Genomic DNA, 19,472 nt, shown 5'->3' with positions numbered 1-19,472 from the left:
ATTTCCAATTTAGAATATACTAAATAATTGTAAAAAATATATTTCAAGGAGTTTTTATGAATGAATAAATACAGAGAATTATTCAAAGACATATATTCAGAAAATCAAATAGAATTTGACGCTAATATGAGCGAACATATATATTTTAAGGTTGGGGGCCCAGCTGACGTATTACTTGTACCAAACACAAAAGAACAAGTTGTTAAAACTATAAAAGTTTGTAAAGAAAATAACATACCTTACTATGTTATAGGAAATGGTTCAAACTTACTTGTTAAAGATGGTGGTATGAGAGGCGTTGTTATAAAGCTTACTGAAATTAATAAGATAAGTTCAGCAAATGGTAAAATAACAGCTGAAACAGGAGCATTATTAAAAGATGTTTCTAAAGAAGCACTAGATAACAATCTTACTGGATTAGAGTTTGCTTGTGGTATTCCTGGATCTATTGGAGGAGCTGTATTTATGAATGCTGGGGCTTACAATGGAGAAATAAAAGATGTAATTGAAAGTGCTGAAGTCTTAACACAAGATGGAGAGATTGTAACTTATAATAAAGAAGAATTAAATTTAGGATATAGAACATCAAGAGTAATGCAAGAAAATGCAATAGTATTAGAAGCAGTATTTGCACTTGAAAATGGAAATCATGAAGATATAAAAGCTAGAGTTGATGATTTAACGGAAAAGAGAGAATCAAAACAACCTCTTGAATATCCTTCAGCAGGAAGTACATTTAAAAGACCAGAAGGTTACTTTGCTGGAAAACTTATTCAAGATGCTGGACTTAAAGGTTACTCAATAGGTGATGCTGCAGTTTCAGAAAAGCATTCAGGTTTTGTTATAAATAAAGGTAATGCAACTGCAAAAGATGTACTTGATCTTATAGCACACATACAAAAAGAAGTTAAAAAGCAATTCGGTGTTGACCTTTATACAGAAGTTAGAATAATCGGAGAAGAAAAATAAATATTAAAATTTTTTGAACTAAAAAAGAAACCTAATATATTAGGTTTCTTTTTTTATATATAAGAAAATTAATATATTTATTAATTAACTTTGAGTTTAAATAATAAAATAATAGAAATATATATTAAATCATATAAAGGAGGGGGCTTCCTAATTGGGAAGAAATATATGAAAGATTTAATAAAAGATGAAATAAAAAGTCTTGCACCTTATATAGCTGGAAAACCCATAGATGAGGTTAAAAATAAATATAAGATTAATAGAGTGGTTAAGCTTGCATCTAATGAAAATCCATATGGATGTTCTAATAAAGTTAAAAATATAATTTCCAAATTAATTAATAGCTCTAATCTTTATCCAGATTCAGCTTCATGTGATCTTAAAGCTGAGATTGCAAAGACATTTAATATAGATAAAAATATGATTTTTTGTGGAGCTGGATCTGATTCATTGATTAAAGATATATGTTTGACTGTATTAAATAAATATGATGAAAGTATAATGGGGGAAGTTACATTTCCAAGATATGAATCAAATACATTACTTGTTGGAGCAATTCCAGTTAAAATACCTATGAAAAATAATAAATTAGATATAGAGAAAATGGTGGAGGCTATAACTGATAAAACAAAAGTGATTTGGTTTTGTAATCCTAATAATCCTACAGGCACAATATTTACAGAAAAAGAATTTATTAGCATAGTAAATAAAATACCTAAATATGTATTGATTGTTATGGATGAAGCTTATGGAGAGTTTGTAGAAACTAATCAATTCCCAGATACTTTAAATCTTATAAAATCTCATAAAAATATAATTTTACTTAAAACTTTTTCTAAGGCTTATGGATTAGCATCATTAAGAGTTGGATATGGTATAGGAGATATTGAGTTTGTTCAATATATAAATAGAGTTATAAATGCATTTGATTTAACTTTATATGGACAAAAGGCTGCGGTAGAGGCATTAAAGGATAAGGACTTTTTAGAATATGCAACTAAAAATAATAGTCTGCAAAGAGAATATCTAAAAAAAGAGCTTAAAAAATTAGGACTTGAGTATTTAGATACACATGCTAATTTTATTATGATAAACATAAAAGGCAATGACAAAAAGATATATGAGTATTTATTGAAAAAAGGCTTCATAATAAGACCAGGTTTTTTACTTGGGATGCCAGGATGGATTAGAGTATCTATAGGATTAGAGGATGATAATAAGGAGTTTATAAAGCTTTTAGGAGAAGCGATAAAGAATAAAGTTAATAGTTAATATTAAGAGTTATGTTATTCATAACTCTTTTTGTTATAAAAATTATGTATTTATAAATTTTAGATTGTATAATGAAGCATATATATATGATATAATTTAGATAAATTATTTAAAAAGGAGGATTCGTTATGAGATTTGTAATAGTAACAGGATTATCAGGGGCTGGTAAGACACAAGCAACTAGAAGTTTAGAGGATTTAGGTTACTTTTGTGTAGATAATTTACCACCACAATTAATACCTAAGTTTGCTGAAGCATGTAATAACGGAAGTATTGAAAAAGTGGCAATTGTCACAGATATAAGAGGTGGGGTATTCTTTGATGATTTATTTGAAAGTTTAGTTTACTTAAAAAACAATGATTTTAAGTATGAAATACTATTCTTAGAAGCATCAAATGAAGTATTAGTTAAGAGATTTAAAGAAGCTAGAAGAACGCATCCTCTTTCACCAAAATCTCGTGTTCTTACAGGTATAATAGAAGAGAGAAATAAATTAAGAGAAGTTAAAGATAGAGCGGATTTAATAATAGATACATCAAAATATACAATTAGAGATTTAAGAGAAAAGATGAATAGTTATTATGGTTCAAGTGAAGAACCTGATAAGGAATTATCAGTAACTGTATTAAGTTTTGGATTTAAATATGGAATACCAGTTGATTCAGATTTAGTATTTGACGTAAGATTTATTCCAAATCCATTCTATATTCCAGAACTTAAAAAGTTCTCAGGAAATGATGAACCTGTTAAAAAATATGTTCTAGAGCAAAAAGAAACAGTAGAGTTTGTAGATAAGCTTAAAGATATGCTTAAGTTTTTAATTCCAAATTATATTAAGGAAGGAAAAAGACAACTTATAATATCAATAGGATGTACAGGCGGTAGACATAGATCAGTTGCTATAGCAAATAGAATACATGAAATTTTAGAATCAGAAGGATATAAGACAGGCATAGAACACAGAGATATATCTGAAGATGTTAATAAGGGAGAAAAGAAGCTATGAGGCTTTCTGAGTGGCTTAAACCAGGTGTTAAAATTAAGAGATGGATTGCATTTGGACTTTTTGGGATTTTGTTAATTGCTTTTGGGTTTAATGAGCTTGTTATTCATAGAGTTTATGATATTTATTATAAATTATTTTATATATGTCTTAATGTAACAGGTGTATTCGTATTATATATATCAATTACAGAGGGAATTAAATCAGTAATAGCACTTATGAATAAAGGTTATATAAGAATGTCTTTAGATAGTAAAAAAATCGAAACACTTATAACAGAGAAGAGACTTCTTGTTAAGGGGCCTAAAATAGTTGTTATAGGTGGTGGAACAGGATTATCTACTATGCTTAGAGGGCTTAAGTATTATACATCAAATATAACTGCCATAGTTACAGTTGGAGATGATGGGGGAGGTTCTGGAGATTTAAGAGAAGATCTTGGGATCCTTCCACCTGGTGATATAAGAAACTGTATTTTAGCATTAGCTGATACAGAGCCTTTAATGGAAGATTTGCTTCAATATAGATTTACAGATGGAAGGCTTAAAGGACAAAGTTTTGGGAATTTATTTTTAGCAGCTATGGATGGAGTTTCTGATAACTTTGTTGATGCTGTAAAGTATATGAGCTCTGTTCTTGCAGTTACAGGGAAAGTACTTCCAGTTACTTTAGATGATATGAAGTTAGTTGCTGAATTAGAAAATGGTAGTATTATCGAGGGTGAATCTGATATTCCAAAGGAAGCATTAAATCAGAAGTCTAGGATAAAAAGATTATCAATTAAACCTAGCAATGCAAAGCCATTAGAAGAAGCACTACAAGCTATAAGAGATGCAGATGCGATAGTAATGGGACCAGGTAGCCTATATACTAGCGTACTTCCAAATCTTTTAGTTAAGGGAATTGCGAGTGAGATAAGAAAGAGTGATGCATTTAAAATATATATATCAAATGTTATGACTCAACCTGGAGAAACGGATGATTTTAATGTATCTGACCATATAAAAGTATTGAGAAAATATGGCGGGAAAGATATAGTTAATTGTGTTATCGCAAATGTTGGAAATATAAGTGATGACATGAAAGAAAAATATAAATCTAAAGGATCAGAAATCGTTAGTATTGATAGAGAAGAGCTTAAAGATCTTGATATAGATATAGTTGAAAAAAATCTTGTAAAGATTAATAAAGGAACTATTAAGCATGACTCTGATTATTTAGCACAAGTTTTAGTTGAAACTATTATGGAGAAAAAACTTCTTTATGATAGAAAGAAAATAATTGAATATATGTATCTTTCTCAACGTATAAAAGAGAGGGACAAAAACGAAAAGAAATTCAAAAGAATTAGTTCAAAAAAAGAAAAGCTTAAATAGAAGCCAACAAAGTATTTTGTTGGTTTTTATTTTACTAAATATAATAGCTTTAAGGATATATAAAACAATAAAGAATATATTTCCTAAATTTATAATATTAATATATATTATATAAATATAATACAATAATTATTTGTGAGATTTTGTGTTATAATTAACTACTGTGTATAGTTAGATATATTTTAATTAATATATATAGAAGGAGAGCAATAAATGTCGTTTTCATCAAAAGTTAAAGGAGAAATCTGTAGATATAGTGATATAAATAGAGAGGAAACTCTAGCAGAAATTTCAGCAATAATGAAAGTAAGTGGAACGATTGCATTTACTGGAAAAGGATTGTCATTTAGGATTACTACTGAGAACCCTGCAAGTGCAAGACTTATATTTACTTTATTAAAAGAACATTTTAATATTCACTCTAAATTAATGGTTAAGAAAAGCAATTCTCTTAAGAAGAATAACATATATATGGTTGTTATAGATGAAGAGATGGGGGTTAGAGGTTTATTAGAACAAACTGGAATACTTAAAGAAGTGGATGGTGTAATGAGTTTAGATTATACTATAGATCCTAATATGGTAAACACTGATGAAACTAAGAGGGCATATATAAGAGGGGCTTTCTTAGGTGGGGGAAGTATAAGTAATCCAGAAAAAACTTATCATTTAGAATTTGTTACTCATAGTGAAGAATATGCAAATGATTTATGTGCACTTATAAATAGTTGTGGACTTAATTCTAAAGTTATTCAAAGAAAAAATAGCTTTATTATCTATATAAAAGAAGGAGAGCAAATAGTAGATTTACTTAATATACTTGGAGCTCATACTTGTTTACTTGAATTAGAAAATATAAGAATAAAAAAAGAAATGAGAAATAATGTAAATAGACTAGTTAACTGCGAGACAGCAAATCTTTCAAAAACAGTTAATGCAGCAGTTAGACAAGTTGAAAGCATTAAACTTATTCAAAATAGTATAGGACTTCAAAGACTTCCTAAAAATCTTCAAGAAATCGCTGAGCTTAGACTTAAATATCAAGAAGAATCATTAAAAGAATTAGGTGAAATGTTAGAACCACCAGTTGGAAAGTCAGGAGTTAATCATAGATTAAGAAAAATTGAAAAAATAGCAGAAGAGATAAGGTCAGGTTCATACTAATGGCCTTTCTCTTATATATAAAGGAGTGTGATTGAGTGGGAGATAAGAAATTTTGCCATTTACATCTTCATACAGAATATAGTCTTTTAGACGCATCAGGTAAGATTAAAAAGCTTGTAAAAAAAGCAAAAGAGTTAGGTATGGAAAGCATGGCTATTACTGACCATGGAGTTATGTATGGTTGTGTAGATTTTTATAAAGAGGCTAAAGAAGCAGGAATAAAGCCTATTCTTGGATGTGAAATTTATGTTGCTAGTAAATCTATGCATATAAAAAATGTGGATAAGGATAATGCTACAAATCACTTAGTTCTCTTAGTTAAGAATGAAACTGGATACGATAATCTTATGAAAATAGTATCAACAGCATCTATTGAAGGTTTTTATTATAAGCCTAGAGTTGATCATGATTTTTTAAGAGAACATAGCGAAGGAATTATAGCATTAAGTGCATGCCTTGGAGGAGAAGTACAAAAGGCACTTCTTAATGATAATTATGAAAAGGCAAAGGAAGTTGCATTATTATATAAAGATATATTTAAAGAAGGTTTTTATTTAGAGCTTCAAAATCATGGTATGGAGGAGCAAAGAAAGGTAAATGAACTTAACATAAGATTATCTAAGGAAACAGGAATTCCTCTAGTTGCTACAAATGATGTGCATTATATAGAGCAGAAAGATTCAAAATCTCATGATATATTAATGTGTATTCAAACAGGTAAAACGGTTGAGGATCAAGATAGAAGAAGATATCCATCAGACCAATTTTACTTAAAATCAGCAGATGAAATGTATGATATGTTTTCATACGTTGAAGAGGCTTTAGAAAATACAATAGAGATTGCAGATCAATGTAATTTTGATTACGAGTTTCATGTATCTAAGCTTCCAAAATTTCCACTTCCAGAAGGGGAATATGACCCATATATTTATTTAAGAGATACATGCTTTAAAGGGCTTTTAGAAAGATATAGTGTATTTGATGAAATAAAGAATGAAGAATATGATTACGACAAGATATTCAAAATGAGAGAAGAAAATGAGGAAGCTAAAAAACTTATTGATAGATTAGATTATGAGCTTGGTGTAATAAATCAAATGGGATATGTTGATTACTTTCTTATAGTTTGGGATTTTATAAGATATTCAAATGAACATGGTATCCCAACGGGCCCTGGAAGAGGATCAGCTGCAGGTTCAATAGTTGCATTTACTCTTGGAATAACAAAGATAGATCCTATAAAATATAGCCTGCTTTTTGAAAGATTCTTAAATCCAGAGAGAGTAAGCATGCCGGATATAGATTCGGATTTTTGTTATGAAAGAAGACAAGAAGTAATAGATTATGTTGTTGAAAAGTATGGAGAAAAGAATGTATCTCAAATCATAACTTTTGGTACAATGGCTGCAAGAGCTTGTATAAGAGATGTTGGTAGAGCTATGAATTATTCATATGCTGAGTTTGATAGAATAGCCAAGATGATACCTACAATGCTTGGAATAACTATAGAAAAAGCACTTGAGTTAAATCCGGAACTTAAACTAGCTTATGATACAGATGTTAGAGTGAAAAATCTTATAGATGTTAGTAAAGATTTAGAGGGTTTACCAAGACATTCATCAACTCACGCAGCTGGTGTAGTTATTGCATCAAAGCCATTAGTTGAGTATGTACCACTTCAGAAAAATGAAGAAATGATAGTAACTCAATTTGGCATGAATACTTTAGAAGAACTTGGCTTATTAAAGATGGACTTTTTAGGTCTTCGTACTCTTACAGTTATGAATGATGCTATTAAGATGATTAAATATAATAGAGGCGTAGATATTGATTTAGATAAAATAGACTTTGATGATAAAGAAGTTTATAAGATGATTGGTGAAGGAAAAACAGCTGGTGTCTTTCAATTAGAATCAGCTGGTATGGTATCTTTCATGAAAGAACTTAAGCCAGATTCATTAGAAGATATTATTGCCGGTATTTCATTATATAGACCAGGTCCAATGGCAGAAATACCAAGATATATTGAAAGAAAGAGAAATCCTGAAAAAGTTGAATATTTAACTCCTGAGCTTGAAGATATATTAAATGTTACTTATGGGGTTATGGTCTACCAAGGTGCGTTGCGTTCTTCGGCTAAAAAACACAGAAATGTGGGCTAAAACCGAAGGGATAAATTTAAAAATTTATCTAACTTATTATTCGAGTAGGTGAGTGAAATTCTCACTAAGAATTAAAGGAAGGTAATTCTTCCCTAAGACTACGAAGTGCTTTAGTAACTCTAATTACTACTGTACTAAGCTCGTAGAAGTCGGTAAAAATTCAATCCTATCACAATGATTGGAGAAGTAATCGGGGGTCTATAAATTCAATATGGCTACGAAAGGAATCCTCGGTTGGGTACGAGTCGTGAACGATATATATAAGGGTGATAGATACTTATATAGGTGTGGCAACACATTATAAGCGTAGTGACAGTATTCTTGGTTGCTGAAACTACATTTATCCAATAAAGGATATTTGCTTTAAGTCCATCCTTCCAGACGGGTGAAAAAGTGCTTATCGGCTTATAGAGGAAGCCTAAGTTGAATATGTTAAAGATAGAATAATAGGAACGTAAGAACTCATTCAGTAAATGTTAATGGATTAGAGTCCAGATGTTGCTAATAGGTAGGAAATGACCTATGAAGAATGAGGACAGCAGGACGTAGTAGTGTTGATGATTAGCCGTTAGTCACTATGTATGGTAACATACGAAGGAGGATACAAACTAATCGGAGCGAAGGTCCATAGTCGGCTTAGAAATAAATATTTAAGGATACTTAACCAACTTACCGATATTAAGGTAGCCGTAGGCGTAAATGAGTAAACCATTCTCATAGTTGGGAAGTGATAATAAAATGGTTCAACAACTTAAAACGGAAAAACAATTTAGAAAGTTACAAGATAAGTTATACAAAGATACAATAAAATGTATCGAAAACAATCAACCAGTTAAATATAATAATCTAATTAAATATATGACACAAGAAGCTGTTATACTTAGTGCTATTAGGAAAGTTAGTAAAAATAGAGGAGCTTATACAGTTGGAATAGATAATAAGGATATAAATTATTATCTGAATATGAAGCCAGAAATGGCAATCAAAACATTTCAAGATTTAATAAGCCATTATGAGCCAATAGAAATAAAAAGAAAATATATTCCTAAGAAAAATGGTAAATTAAGACCATTGGGAATACCAACTCTTCAAGATAGAATTATGCAGGAAATTATAAGGTCAATAATAGAACCAATAATGGAAGCACAATTCTACCGATATAGCTTCGGGTTCAGACCTCAAAGAACAACTCATAACTCAATAAGTTATGCAAGACAAATAATGCTAACTACTCAATATAAATACGTTGTCGAAGGAGATATAAAAGGATACTTTGATAATATCGACCATAGTATATTAATTAAAAAGATTAAGAAAATGGGTATTAAAGATAGAAAGCTACTAATGATAATCAAATCCACTCTTAAAGCAGGGATAATGAACGAGATTAGTAGAAATGAATTAGGAACTCCACAGGGTGGCATATTAAGTCCACTATTGGCAAATATATATCTACATGATTTCGACTTATGGCTATACAATCAATGGAGAAATAAGAAAACAAAGAATGAATATTCAAGAGAAGATGTTAAAATCCATGCATTGAAAAATTCATCTAACTTAATCCCAATATACTATACCAGATATGCAGACGACTGGATAATAATAACTAATAGCAAAGCAAATGCTATAAAGCTAAAACTAATGGCTAAAAGATATCTGAAAGAAAATCTTAAATTAGAACTTTCCGAAGAAAAGACATTAATAACAGATATCACAAAAAGAAAAGTAAGCTATTTAGGAATTGACTATAAGGCTCATAAAAACAATAAAGGGAGACTAAGTGTAAAAACTAAACCCAATATTGAAAATCTTGAGAAACAAGTCAAAGAAATCAATCAGAATATCAAGCAAATAAAGAAATTTGCAAGAAATAAACAAGAGGTCATATATGAGATTAATAAAGTAAATAGTCAAATCAGAGGAATTATTAACTACTATCAAGTAGCAACTGATGTAAGTAAATATCTCAAGGAATATGATAGGAAAATATTATTCGCTTGGGGAAATGTAGCAAAGAAATATGGAGGTGTATTTGTACCTGCTAAACAAGTTGATAATTTGAAATCAGTACATGAAAATTATGAACAGAAAATAAATGCAATCAAATATCAAGATAAACTAATAGGTATGACGAGCTTATGCTTTTGTCAATTTGAAAAAGCAACTCAAAAAGACCCAAAAGAAACTCCATATACACCAGAAGGAAGAGAGATAAGAAATAAAAAACTCAAAAAGAAACCTGTAAAGGTCAGAGCAGATGAATTGTTTAACAACAGTATACTGCAATACAATGAGTTAGGACTTAACAACCCTGTATATAATGTGGAATATCAACTAAATAGAGCATATGCCTATAACAGAGATAAAGGAAAATGCAAGTGTTGTGGATTAGACCTATATACACAAGCAAATACACACCACATTGATAAAACTCTTCCTATAAACAAAATAAATAAGGTTAATAACCTTGCTACACTTTGCTACGATTGTCATAAGAAAATTCATATGAAAACACCTATAGTAATAATAAATAAATCCGATAAAACGGCTATTAAGATTAATAAATACTGGAAAATTATAAATAGCTAAGAATTAAAGTAATTAAAAGCTGGAGAAATTAAGTAGTTCGAGAATATTTAAAAGTCGATGGAATGCCGTATGAAGTGAAAGCTTCATGTACGGTATGAAGTGGGGGAAAACAAAGCCTTACCAAGTAATGTTGAAGGTGGAGTTACCTATCACACCCGAAACGGGCAAGTGCAAATCTCAACTCTTAACAGGTAATGCTGAAGATAGAGGTTGCACTATATAACAGGTTATGGAAATAGTTAGAAAACTAGCAGGATATTCGATGGGAAGAAGTGACCTTGTTAGAAGGGCGATGTCTAAGAAAAAGCACAAGGTTATGGAAGAAGAAAGAAAGAATTTCATATATGGAATAGAAGATAGTGATGGAAATATTGAGGTTCCAGGATGTTTAAGAAATGGTATATCAGAAGATGTGGCTAATAAAATATACGATATGATGATGGATTTTGCATCTTATGCATTTAATAAATCACATGCTGCAGCTTATGCTGTAGTTGGATACCAAACAGCATATTTAATGAGATACTATCCAGTTGAAATGATTGCAGCCATGCTTAATTCTGTTATGGGAATAAATGAAAAAGTTGCAGGATACATAAAATTTGCAGAAAGTCTTGGTATACAAGTAATTCCGCCTGATATAAATAGAAGTTTTTCAAAATTTACTGTTGAAGGTGATAAGATAATCTTTGGATTAGCTGCAATAAGAAATGTTGGAGTAAATGTAGTTGAAGGCATAGTTAAGGCAAGAGAAGAGAAGGGACAATTTACTTCAATAATTGACTTTATAAATAAACTAGATTTTGCAACAATAAATAAGAGAGCTGTTGAAAGCTTAATAAAAGCAGGAGCATTTAACTCATTTGGGGTATTTAGATCTAAGCTTCTTGCTGTATATGAAAAGTTAATGGATGGAGTTGCAGGTGATAAAAAGAGAAATATTGACGGACAAATAAGCCTATTTTCAATAGAGGAAGATATAGATATACCAGAAGTTAATTATCCGGATATAAAAGAATTTAATAAAAAACATCTTTTGTCTATGGAAAAAGAAATGACAGGTATGTATTTGTCAGGGCATCCATTAGATGAGTATGAAAAAAGCTTAAAAATGCAAACAACGACATCTATAAACAATATTTTTGAAGTTTATAAGGCTATGGAAGAAAATATTTCAAAAGGAATAAATATAGAAGAGATGTCAGATGAAATGCCTATTAAAGATAATCAAACAGTAATACTTGGAGGAATACTTACAGAAGTAAAGCAAAAAGTTACTAGAAACAATACTATTATGGCATTTTTAAAGCTTGAAGATTTAAGTGGCGAAATAGAAGTTATAGTATTCCCAAGAACATTAGATAGGGTAAGAGAAAGTATTTCAGAAGATGCATTAGTTACTATAAAGGGAAGGATTAGCTTAAAAGAAGATGAACCACCAAAACTTATATGTGAAAAAATTGAAGGCTTAGAAAAGGTTGATTCTAATAAAGTTTATATAAGAGTAAATGATGAAGAATCAGCTAGAAAAGTCAATTATGAATTAAGAAGAAACTTAAGTGAATATAGAGGAGAATCAGCTGTTTATGTATTTAATGCTTCTAATAATAAAAGTTATAGATTAGCAAGAGAAGCATGGTTAAATCTTAATACTGATATAACTACAATTCTTAAGGAAAAATATGGTGAAGATAACGTTAAAGTAGTTAATTCTTAATAGGTTAAAAGTATGGTGTATTTGATACATCATACTTATTTTTTACAAATAATCTAAAAATACTGAAAATTTATGATTTAAGTATTGATATTTTATTAAAATAGTTAGATAATTGTATTAGAATAATTAATGAGAACTATATAAATATTGTAAAAATAAAACTGATAAAAAAAGCATTTTATTTTTTATATAATTTTGCTTCTTATAGGTTATAATAATAATTGTAATGTTATCTTATTACTAATTTAAAAATATTTATATAGATACAGAAAATTTGTATATATTTAAAAAGTTAAGCGAATTACATTGATAAATTTAATCAATTTATGTACAATATAAACGGTTATATAAACATGGGAAGTTTTGTTACCAGTGGGACTAGTTGTGTCCTAGTGGTAGAAGGAGGAGTAAGCATGAAAAAGATAGCTATTTTAACTAGTGGTGGAGATGCACCAGGAATGAATGCTGCACTTAGAGCAGTAACTAGAACTGCTATAGCAGCTGGAATAGAAGTAATGGGAGTTCAAAGAGGATATAGTGGTTTAATAAATGGAGAATTATTCTCAATGGATAGAAGTTCTGTTTCAGATATAATTCAAAGAGGTGGAACAATTTTAAGAACAGCTAGATGTCCAGAGTTTAAACAAGAAGAAGTAAGAAAAAAGGCTGTTAAAATATTAAAAGCTTATGGTGTAGATGCTTTAGTAGTAATCGGAGGAGATGGATCATTTACAGGAGCTAAACTTCTTTCAAAATTAGGAGTTAAGACTGTAGGATTACCAGGAACTATCGATAACGACTTAGCTTATACAGATTACACTATAGGATTTGATACAGCATTAAATACAGTATTAGATGCAATCAACAAGATAAGAGATACTTCAACATCACACGAAAGAGTATCAATTGTTGAAGTTATGGGAAGAAATTGTGGAGATATAGCTTTATATGCAGGTTTAGCAGGTGGAGCAGAAGCAATAATAATACCAGAAAAAGGCTTTGATAAAGACGAATTATGCAAGACTATATTAGAAGGTAAGCAAGCTGGAAAAATGCATAACTTAGTGCTTTTAGCTGAAGGTGTAGGTGGAGCATTTGAACTTGCTAAAGAAGTAGAAGAAACTACTGGTATAGAAACTAGAGCTACTGTATTAGGTCATATTCAAAGAGGTGGAAGCCCAAGTGCATTTGATACAATATTAGCTTCAAAAATGGGAGCTAAGGCTGTAGAAGTTTTACAAGAAGGAAAAACTTCAAGAGTTATAGGTATAGTAGACAACAAAATAGTTGATATGGATATAGATGAAGCTTTATCAATCGAAAGAAAATTCGATGAAGAAACTTATAAAATAGCAGAAATCTTATCAAAATAATAGCTATAAATAATTTTTTATATATAGATTTGGATTAATTCCAAAACAAAATAAAGGAGTGTTATTTCATATGAAGAAGACTAAAATGGTTTGCACAATTGGACCAGCAAGTGAAAATGAAGAAATTTTATCAAAAATTATAGAAGCAGGAATGAATGCATCAAGACACAATTTTTCACATGGTGACCATGAAGAACATAGAGGAAGAATCGAAAAAGTTAGAAAGCTAGCAAAGGAACTTAATAAAGAAGTTGCTATAGTTTTAGATACAAAAGGACCAGAAATAAGAACTGGAAACTTTGAACCAAGCAAGCTTGAATTACAAAAAGGTTCAGAATTCACTATCTATGTTGGTGAAGAAATAGTTGGAGATGCAACTAAATGTTCAGTTAGCTACGATGGATTAGCTAATGATGTTAAACCAGGAAACACTATCTTAATAGATGATGGTTTAGTTGGATTAGAAGTTAAATCAGTAGAAGGAAATAAAGTAATCTGTGAAGTTATGAACACAGGATTAGTTGGAAGCCACAAGGGAGTTAACGTTCCAGGTGTATCAATAAACTTACCAGCTTTAACTGAAAAAGATGAAGCAGACTTAAAGTTCGGTTGTGAAATGAAAGTAAACATGATAGCTGCATCATTCGTAAGAAAAGTTGAAGACGTAAGAGCTATCAGAAAAGTTCTAAACGAAAATGGTGGAGAAAACATCCTTATCTGTCCTAAGATAGAAAACCAAGAAGGTGTTGATAACATAGATGCAATCATAGCTGAATCAGATGCTATAATGGTAGCTAGAGGAGACCTTGGTGTTGAAATTCCAATAGAAAACGTACCTGCTGTTCAAAAGATGATAATCAAGAAGTGTAATGAAGCTGGAATCCCAGTTATCACTGCAACTCAAATGTTAGATTCAATGATCAGAAACCCAAGACCAACAAGAGCAGAAGTTTCAGACGTAGCTAACGCTATTTTAGACGGAACAGATGCAATCATGTTATCAGGTGAAAGTGCTAACGGAAGCTACCCAGTAGAAGCTGTTAGAACAATGGCTAAAATCGCTGAAGAAGCTGAAAAGCAATTAAAATATGAAGTTGCTGTATCAAAAGCAACAAACCACATTCCTGCAATCTCAGGAGTAATAAGCAGAGCTGCTTGTAACGCTGCTAGCGAATTACACGCATCAGCTATAGTTTCATCAACTCAAAGTGGAGCAACTGCTAAGAGATTATCACAATGCAGACCAGAATGCCCAATTATAGCTGTAACTCCAGATCAAACAGTTGCTAGACAATTAGCATTCTCATGGGGTGTATATCCAATAGTTGCAGAAAGAGTAGAATCAACTGATGAAATGATGAACAACTCAGTAGAAATAGCTAAAGAAAATGGATTCGTTAAGAGCGGAGACACTGTAGTTATAGCTGCTGGAGTACCAGTTGCAGAAGTTGGAGCAACTAACTTAATGAAAGTAAGTGTTGTAAAATAGTTTAAACACTCAACTATAAATAACTCTTAGAGATTTTCTCTAAGAGTTATTTTTTATAATTAATTGTCAAAAATATCTTTAAAAAGTAAAAAAAATATTGTATATTATTTGTTGTATATGTTAAAATTATAAGATATATGTTTAATACATTTTAAAAAAGATTAGTATTGGCAACTGATTCTATTGCACCCTTTGTGGTGCTATTTTTTTATGCTTTTTTAATAAAATAAGTTAATTATAAATTTTGGATATTAAGTCTAAAATATCATATAAATGAATAATCACGTATATACTGTCAATAATATATTATAAAAGGGAGCGTGATTATTGATGACTACATTAGGATGTACAGCACATAATTGTGTTAATAATGAAGGTGGATTATGTGGGGCAGGATATATTTTAATAGAAGGTGAAGATGCTTATACATCATCTCAAACATATTGTAGTAATTTTAAAGAAGATAATTTAGTTAATGAAATAAAAGTAGTTTCTAATACAAATTTTTTGGGAGAAATAATGCAAATGATGAGCGGTCCAGATGAGATTAAATTTACACCAACTGTATCATGTAGTGCTAAAAAATGCTTTTATAATGGTGATGGAAAATGCGAAGCTAGAAACTTAATAATAGTTGGAAACTTGCCAACAAAGAGTTCTGAAACTCAATGCGAAACTTTTATAGAATCATATTAGCACATAAAATATCAAATTAGAAAAACAATAAAAGATAAAAAAGCATAGTATATATTAAAAATGCTTATAAATAAGTTTATGATATGAGGTGTAAAGTATGAAAGACATAAAAACTTTGATATGTTCTGATAAGAAAAAAACTGCAACAATATTAGGGGCTGGCACAGCAGCAGTACTTATGAGTATTGGAGGATTAATATTCCTCTCTACAAAGGTTAAAAAATAATATTTATATTATATTCTAACTACTGAATTTATTTCAGTAGTTTTTTATAATCAATTAAAAAGGAAGTAATAGTAAATGCAATTTACAATATTAATTGAAATTATGATATAATTAATCAATATTAGTTCGTAAGAAAAAGGTGAATTTTAATGGTTATAAAGAATGAAGAATATATTTTAGATATAGTATCGCAAGGTTATGAAGGAGAAGGCGTAGCAAAAATAGATAGTTATCCAATATTTATAGAAGGTGCTTTAAAAGGAGAAAAAGTAAAGGTTAAAATAGTTAAAGTAAATAAGAATTTTGCCTATGGAAAACTTTTAGAAGTTATAGAAAAATCAGAAGGTAGAGTTGAGCCGAAATGTAAGTATTTTAAAAAGTGTGGTGGTTGTAAGTTACAACACATGAATTATGAAACTCAATTAGACTTTAAGTGGGAAAGAGTAAAAGATTGTATTAAAAAAATAGGTGGACTTTCTGAAGATTTAGTTGAATATCCAATTGGAATGGAAGAAAATCCTTATAAATATAGAAATAAGGTTCAATTACCTATTGGAATGGATAAAAGCAAACCAGTATTAGGTTTTTATGCACCAAGAAGTCATGATATTATAGATATAGAAGAATGCTTAATTCAAGAAGAAGATGCAAATAAGATAAGTAAGATAACAAGAGAGTGGATTGAGGAATTTAACATAATGCCAGCTTTTGTTGATGGGAAATTTAATAAAAAAGGCTTTCTTAGACATGTAATGATAAGAAAAGGCTTTAAAACTGGCGAAGTTATGGTTGTTATAGTTGCAACTAGAAAAGATTTAAAACACATAGATGAGCTTATAAAAAAATTAGAATTTCATGTAGAGGGTTTAAAGAGCGTAGTTTTATGTGTTAATGCTAAAGATACTAATGTAATACTTACACCAGAATGTTATACATTATGGGGAGAAGATTATATACAAGATTATATTGGTGACTTTAAATTTAATATATCACCACTTTCATTTTTCCAAGTAAATCCTATGCAGACTGAAGTTTTATATAATAAGGCTTTAGAATATGCAAAACTTACAGGTAAAGAAACTGTATTTGATGCTTATTGTGGAACAGGTTCAATAACATTATTTTTATCACAAAAAGCTAAAAAGGTTTATGGAGTAGAAATTGTAGAGCCTGCAATAATTAATGCAAGAGAAAATGCAAAAATGAATAATGTATCTAATACAGAATTTTTTGTAGGTAAGTCAGAAGAAGTTATTCCAAAGCTTATAAAAGAAGGGGTTAAGGCTGACGTAATAGTTGTTGACCCTCCAAGAAAAGGCTGTGATATTAAATTATTAAAAGCTATAGGAGAAACTAAGCCAGAAAGAGTTGTATATGTATCTTGTGATCCAAGTACTTTAGCTAGAGATTTAAAAATATTAGATGAACTTGGATATAAAACTGAAAAAGTTCAACCAGTAGATATGTTCCCTCAAACAGCTCATATAGAAAATGTAGCGAAACTTGTTAGAAAATAATAAATTATACTTTAAAGGAATACTAAATTTATAGTATTCCTTTTTGTTTTATGTATTTACAAAAAAACTAAGGTGTATTATTTTTAGAATTAAGTGAAATATATATGGAATAAAAGTTAAATATGAAAGAAAGTGAAGATAATCATGTTGAATAATGAAAATATGGAATATTTACAAAAGTTTTTTCCTTTTTGGGATAACTTAAAAGAAGAAGAAAAAATATTTCTTGCAGAAAATATTGTGAATATGGAATATAAAAAAGGAAGTATTATCTATAATAATGAGCAAGCTTGTAAAGGGCTTATGTTCATCAAAAAGGGGCAACTTCGCACATTTATTGTTTCTGAAGAAGGCAGAGAAGTTACATTATTTAGAGTTAGGACAAATGATGTATGTGTATTATCAGCATCATGTCTTATGGAATCTCTTGTTTTTAATGTAATGATTGATGCTATAGAAGATACTAGTGTTCTAATGATTCCTTCAGAAATTTTAGCTAAAGTTATTGAGAAACATATGGAGATTGAATTATATCTTTATAAAACTTCAACAGAACATTTTTCAGATATAATATGGATGGTGCAACAAATTTTATTTCTTGGAGTTGATAAACGAGTAGCACGTTTTATATTTGATGAAACACAAATGATAAAAAGTAATAGCATCTATTTTACACATGATGAAATAGCACGCTTAATTGGCAGTGCTAGAGAAGTAGTAACAAAGGTATTAAAGTATTTTTCAGATGAAGGACTTGTTGTACTTGGTAGGGGAAAAATAACGGTAAAGGATAAAGAAAAGCTAAAAAAATATTTGTAATGTGATTTAATTACATACAGGATACTATTTTTTTGATAGACTACTATCAGAAAGAGGGTAGTTTCTTTTATAAATCATAATTTGAGGAGTGTATGTAATGCTAAAAAATAAAGCAGAAGCAGATAAAAGTAGATGTGTTGCATGTGGAGAATGTACTAACTGGTGTCCTCGTAATGCAGTTAATATTTACAAAGGAAGTTATGCAATAATAGATAGTGAATTATGTGTAGGATGTGGGTTATGTGCAAAAAATTGTCCTGCAGGATCTATTACAATTGTAAAAAGGAGACAAGATGAAAAAGAAAAAATGGTATAATTATTTATGGATATGGTCAATAATTTATTTTATATTAGGATTTTTCAATATCCTTTTTGCATGGTTAGGTATGATAGATTTCCTTATCCCAATTATTATAGCAATATTTCGTGGAGATAAATGGTTTTGTAATAATATGTGTGGAAGAGGACAATTATTTTTGCAACTTGGAAATAAATGTGGATTATCTAGAAAAAAACAATCACCTAGATGGATTTCATCAAAGTGGTTTCGCTATGCATTTTTAGTATTCTTTTTTGGTATGTTTGGTAATATGATTTTTCAAACTTACCTAGTATTTTCGGGTGCAGAATCTTTAAGAGAAGTGGTTAAACTATTTTGGACATTTAAACTTCCATGGGGTTGGGCATATTCAAATGGAATTGTAAGTGATTGGATTGCACAATATAGCTTTGGGTTATATAGTTTAATGCTTACATCAACACTAATTGGACTTATTGTTATGATTTTATATAAACCAAGGACTTGGTGTGTATTTTGTCCTATGGGAACTTTAACACAGAGTATTTGTAAAATAAAAAGTAGAAAAAGTGAGGAATTATAATGGAAACTAGAAAAGAAGAAGCAGCAAGAAAAAAGAGAAGTGGGCTTAATTGTGCACAGGCAGTAGCTTGTACTTATTGTGATTATGCAGGTATAGATGAAGAAACTATGGCAAATATAACACAAGCTTTTGGTGCTGGAATGGCAACTATGGAAGGTACTTGTGGTGCTATTTCTGGAGCATGTGCAGTTATTGGTATGGTAAATAGCAAAAAT

15 protein-coding genes and 2 pseudogenes are annotated in these 19,472 nt (G+C 29.9%); all 17 read left to right on the top strand.

The genetic code is table 11. The annotated features are described in order from the left end of the window. Window positions 1-60 precede the first annotated feature (60 nt). Window positions 61-969, top strand: coding sequence for a UDP-N-acetylmuramate dehydrogenase (gene murB / locus SPJ33_RS08655; RefSeq protein ID WP_321117567.1), 909 nt, complete (start codon window positions 61-63; stop codon window positions 967-969). A gap of 168 nt (window positions 970-1,137) precedes the next feature. Then, window positions 1,138-2,241 carry a histidinol-phosphate transaminase gene (gene hisC / locus SPJ33_RS08650; RefSeq protein WP_321117566.1) on the top strand — a complete coding sequence of 368 codons (1,104 nt, stop codon included), beginning with the start codon at window positions 1,138-1,140 and terminating at the stop codon, window positions 2,239-2,241. 128 nt (window positions 2,242-2,369) lie between these two features. Next, window positions 2,370-3,248, top strand: coding sequence for an RNase adapter RapZ (gene rapZ, locus SPJ33_RS08645; protein WP_321117565.1), 879 nt, complete (start codon window positions 2,370-2,372; stop codon window positions 3,246-3,248). Beyond that, complete coding sequence (locus SPJ33_RS08640) at window positions 3,245-4,621, top strand: gluconeogenesis factor YvcK family protein (protein ID WP_321117564.1); 1,377 nt, start codon at window positions 3,245-3,247, stop codon at window positions 4,619-4,621. Before rapZ ends, SPJ33_RS08640 begins: the two co-directional genes overlap by 4 nt. 213 nt (window positions 4,622-4,834) lie before the next feature. Continuing rightward, window positions 4,835-5,785, top strand: coding sequence for a DNA-binding protein WhiA (gene whiA, locus SPJ33_RS08635; protein WP_321117563.1), 951 nt, complete (start codon window positions 4,835-4,837; stop codon window positions 5,783-5,785). Between the two features lie 35 nt (window positions 5,786-5,820). Then, window positions 5,821-7,929 (top strand): annotated as a pseudogene (locus SPJ33_RS08630) (DNA polymerase III subunit alpha); the annotation flags it as partial. 738 nt (window positions 7,930-8,667) lie between these two features. Then, the gene (gene ltrA / locus SPJ33_RS08625) at window positions 8,668-10,539 is read left to right on the top strand and encodes a group II intron reverse transcriptase/maturase (protein ID WP_321117562.1); all 1,872 of its coding nucleotides are present in this window, start codon (window positions 8,668-8,670) and stop codon (window positions 10,537-10,539) included. A gap of 223 nt (window positions 10,540-10,762) precedes the next feature. Beyond that, a pseudogene (locus SPJ33_RS08620) lies at window positions 10,763-12,256 on the top strand (OB-fold nucleic acid binding domain-containing protein); the annotation flags it as partial. Window positions 12,257-12,669: 413 nt separating this feature from the next. Continuing rightward, a complete protein-coding gene (gene pfkA, locus SPJ33_RS08615; protein ID WP_321117561.1) occupies window positions 12,670-13,629 on the top strand; it encodes a 6-phosphofructokinase in 960 nt (319 codons plus the stop codon). A 70-nt stretch (window positions 13,630-13,699) separates the two neighbouring features. Next, window positions 13,700-15,118, top strand: a complete 1,419-nt coding sequence (gene pyk / locus SPJ33_RS08610) for a pyruvate kinase (RefSeq protein ID WP_321117560.1) — start codon at window positions 13,700-13,702, stop codon at window positions 15,116-15,118. Window positions 15,119-15,448: 330 nt separating this feature from the next. Continuing rightward, window positions 15,449-15,814 carry a DUF1540 domain-containing protein gene (locus tag SPJ33_RS08605; RefSeq protein WP_321117594.1) on the top strand — a complete coding sequence of 122 codons (366 nt, stop codon included), beginning with the start codon at window positions 15,449-15,451 and terminating at the stop codon, window positions 15,812-15,814. Between the two features lie 97 nt (window positions 15,815-15,911). Continuing rightward, on the top strand, window positions 15,912-16,040 hold the full coding sequence (locus tag SPJ33_RS08600; protein WP_321117559.1) for a hypothetical protein: 129 nt from the start codon (window positions 15,912-15,914) through the stop codon (window positions 16,038-16,040). A gap of 149 nt (window positions 16,041-16,189) precedes the next feature. After that, window positions 16,190-17,557 (top strand): 23S rRNA (uracil(1939)-C(5))-methyltransferase RlmD, encoded by a 1,368-nt coding sequence (gene rlmD / locus SPJ33_RS08595; protein WP_321117558.1) that lies wholly within the window; start codon window positions 16,190-16,192, stop codon window positions 17,555-17,557. 162 nt (window positions 17,558-17,719) lie between these two features. Then, a complete protein-coding gene (locus SPJ33_RS08590; protein WP_321117557.1) occupies window positions 17,720-18,376 on the top strand; it encodes a Crp/Fnr family transcriptional regulator in 657 nt (218 codons plus the stop codon). Between the two features lie 97 nt (window positions 18,377-18,473). Further along, complete coding sequence (locus SPJ33_RS08585; RefSeq protein WP_321117556.1) at window positions 18,474-18,692, top strand: ATP-binding protein; 219 nt, start codon at window positions 18,474-18,476, stop codon at window positions 18,690-18,692. Next, the gene (locus tag SPJ33_RS08580) at window positions 18,670-19,257 is read left to right on the top strand and encodes a 4Fe-4S binding protein (RefSeq protein WP_321117555.1); all 588 of its coding nucleotides are present in this window, start codon (window positions 18,670-18,672) and stop codon (window positions 19,255-19,257) included. The genes SPJ33_RS08585 and SPJ33_RS08580 overlap by 23 nt, the downstream gene beginning before the upstream one ends. Then, window positions 19,257-19,472: C-GCAxxG-C-C family protein (locus SPJ33_RS08575; protein WP_321117554.1), on the top strand; the 216-nt coding region annotated here is incomplete at its 3' end. The genes SPJ33_RS08580 and SPJ33_RS08575, both read left to right, overlap by 1 nt.

Source organism: Clostridium sp., assembly GCF_034179595.1.
GTDB lineage: Bacteria > Bacillota > Clostridia > Clostridiales > Clostridiaceae > Clostridium.
This window is presented reverse-complemented; position numbering and strand designations above follow the sequence as displayed.

What these genes read in the sequence shown, in the direction of transcription:
- murB (WP_321117567.1), top strand. Translation starts at nt 61, where the DNA reads ATGAATAAATACAGAGAATTATTCAAAGACATATATTCAGAAAATCAA.
- hisC (WP_321117566.1), top strand. Translation starts at nt 1,138, where the DNA reads ATGAAAGATTTAATAAAAGATGAAATAAAAAGTCTTGCACCTTATATA.
- rapZ (WP_321117565.1), top strand. Translation starts at nt 2,370, where the DNA reads ATGAGATTTGTAATAGTAACAGGATTATCAGGGGCTGGTAAGACACAA.
- SPJ33_RS08640 (WP_321117564.1), top strand. Translation starts at nt 3,245, where the DNA reads ATGAGGCTTTCTGAGTGGCTTAAACCAGGTGTTAAAATTAAGAGATGG.
- whiA (WP_321117563.1), top strand. Translation starts at nt 4,835, where the DNA reads ATGTCGTTTTCATCAAAAGTTAAAGGAGAAATCTGTAGATATAGTGAT.
- pfkA (WP_321117561.1), top strand. Translation starts at nt 12,670, where the DNA reads ATGAAAAAGATAGCTATTTTAACTAGTGGTGGAGATGCACCAGGAATG.
- pyk (WP_321117560.1), top strand. Translation starts at nt 13,700, where the DNA reads ATGAAGAAGACTAAAATGGTTTGCACAATTGGACCAGCAAGTGAAAAT.
- SPJ33_RS08605 (WP_321117594.1), top strand. Translation starts at nt 15,449, where the DNA reads ATGACTACATTAGGATGTACAGCACATAATTGTGTTAATAATGAAGGT.
- SPJ33_RS08600 (WP_321117559.1), top strand. Translation starts at nt 15,912, where the DNA reads ATGAAAGACATAAAAACTTTGATATGTTCTGATAAGAAAAAAACTGCA.
- rlmD (WP_321117558.1), top strand. Translation starts at nt 16,190, where the DNA reads ATGGTTATAAAGAATGAAGAATATATTTTAGATATAGTATCGCAAGGT.
- SPJ33_RS08590 (WP_321117557.1), top strand. Translation starts at nt 17,720, where the DNA reads ATGGAATATTTACAAAAGTTTTTTCCTTTTTGGGATAACTTAAAAGAA.
- SPJ33_RS08585 (WP_321117556.1), top strand. Translation starts at nt 18,474, where the DNA reads ATGCTAAAAAATAAAGCAGAAGCAGATAAAAGTAGATGTGTTGCATGT.
- SPJ33_RS08580 (WP_321117555.1), top strand. Translation starts at nt 18,670, where the DNA reads ATGAAAAAGAAAAAATGGTATAATTATTTATGGATATGGTCAATAATT.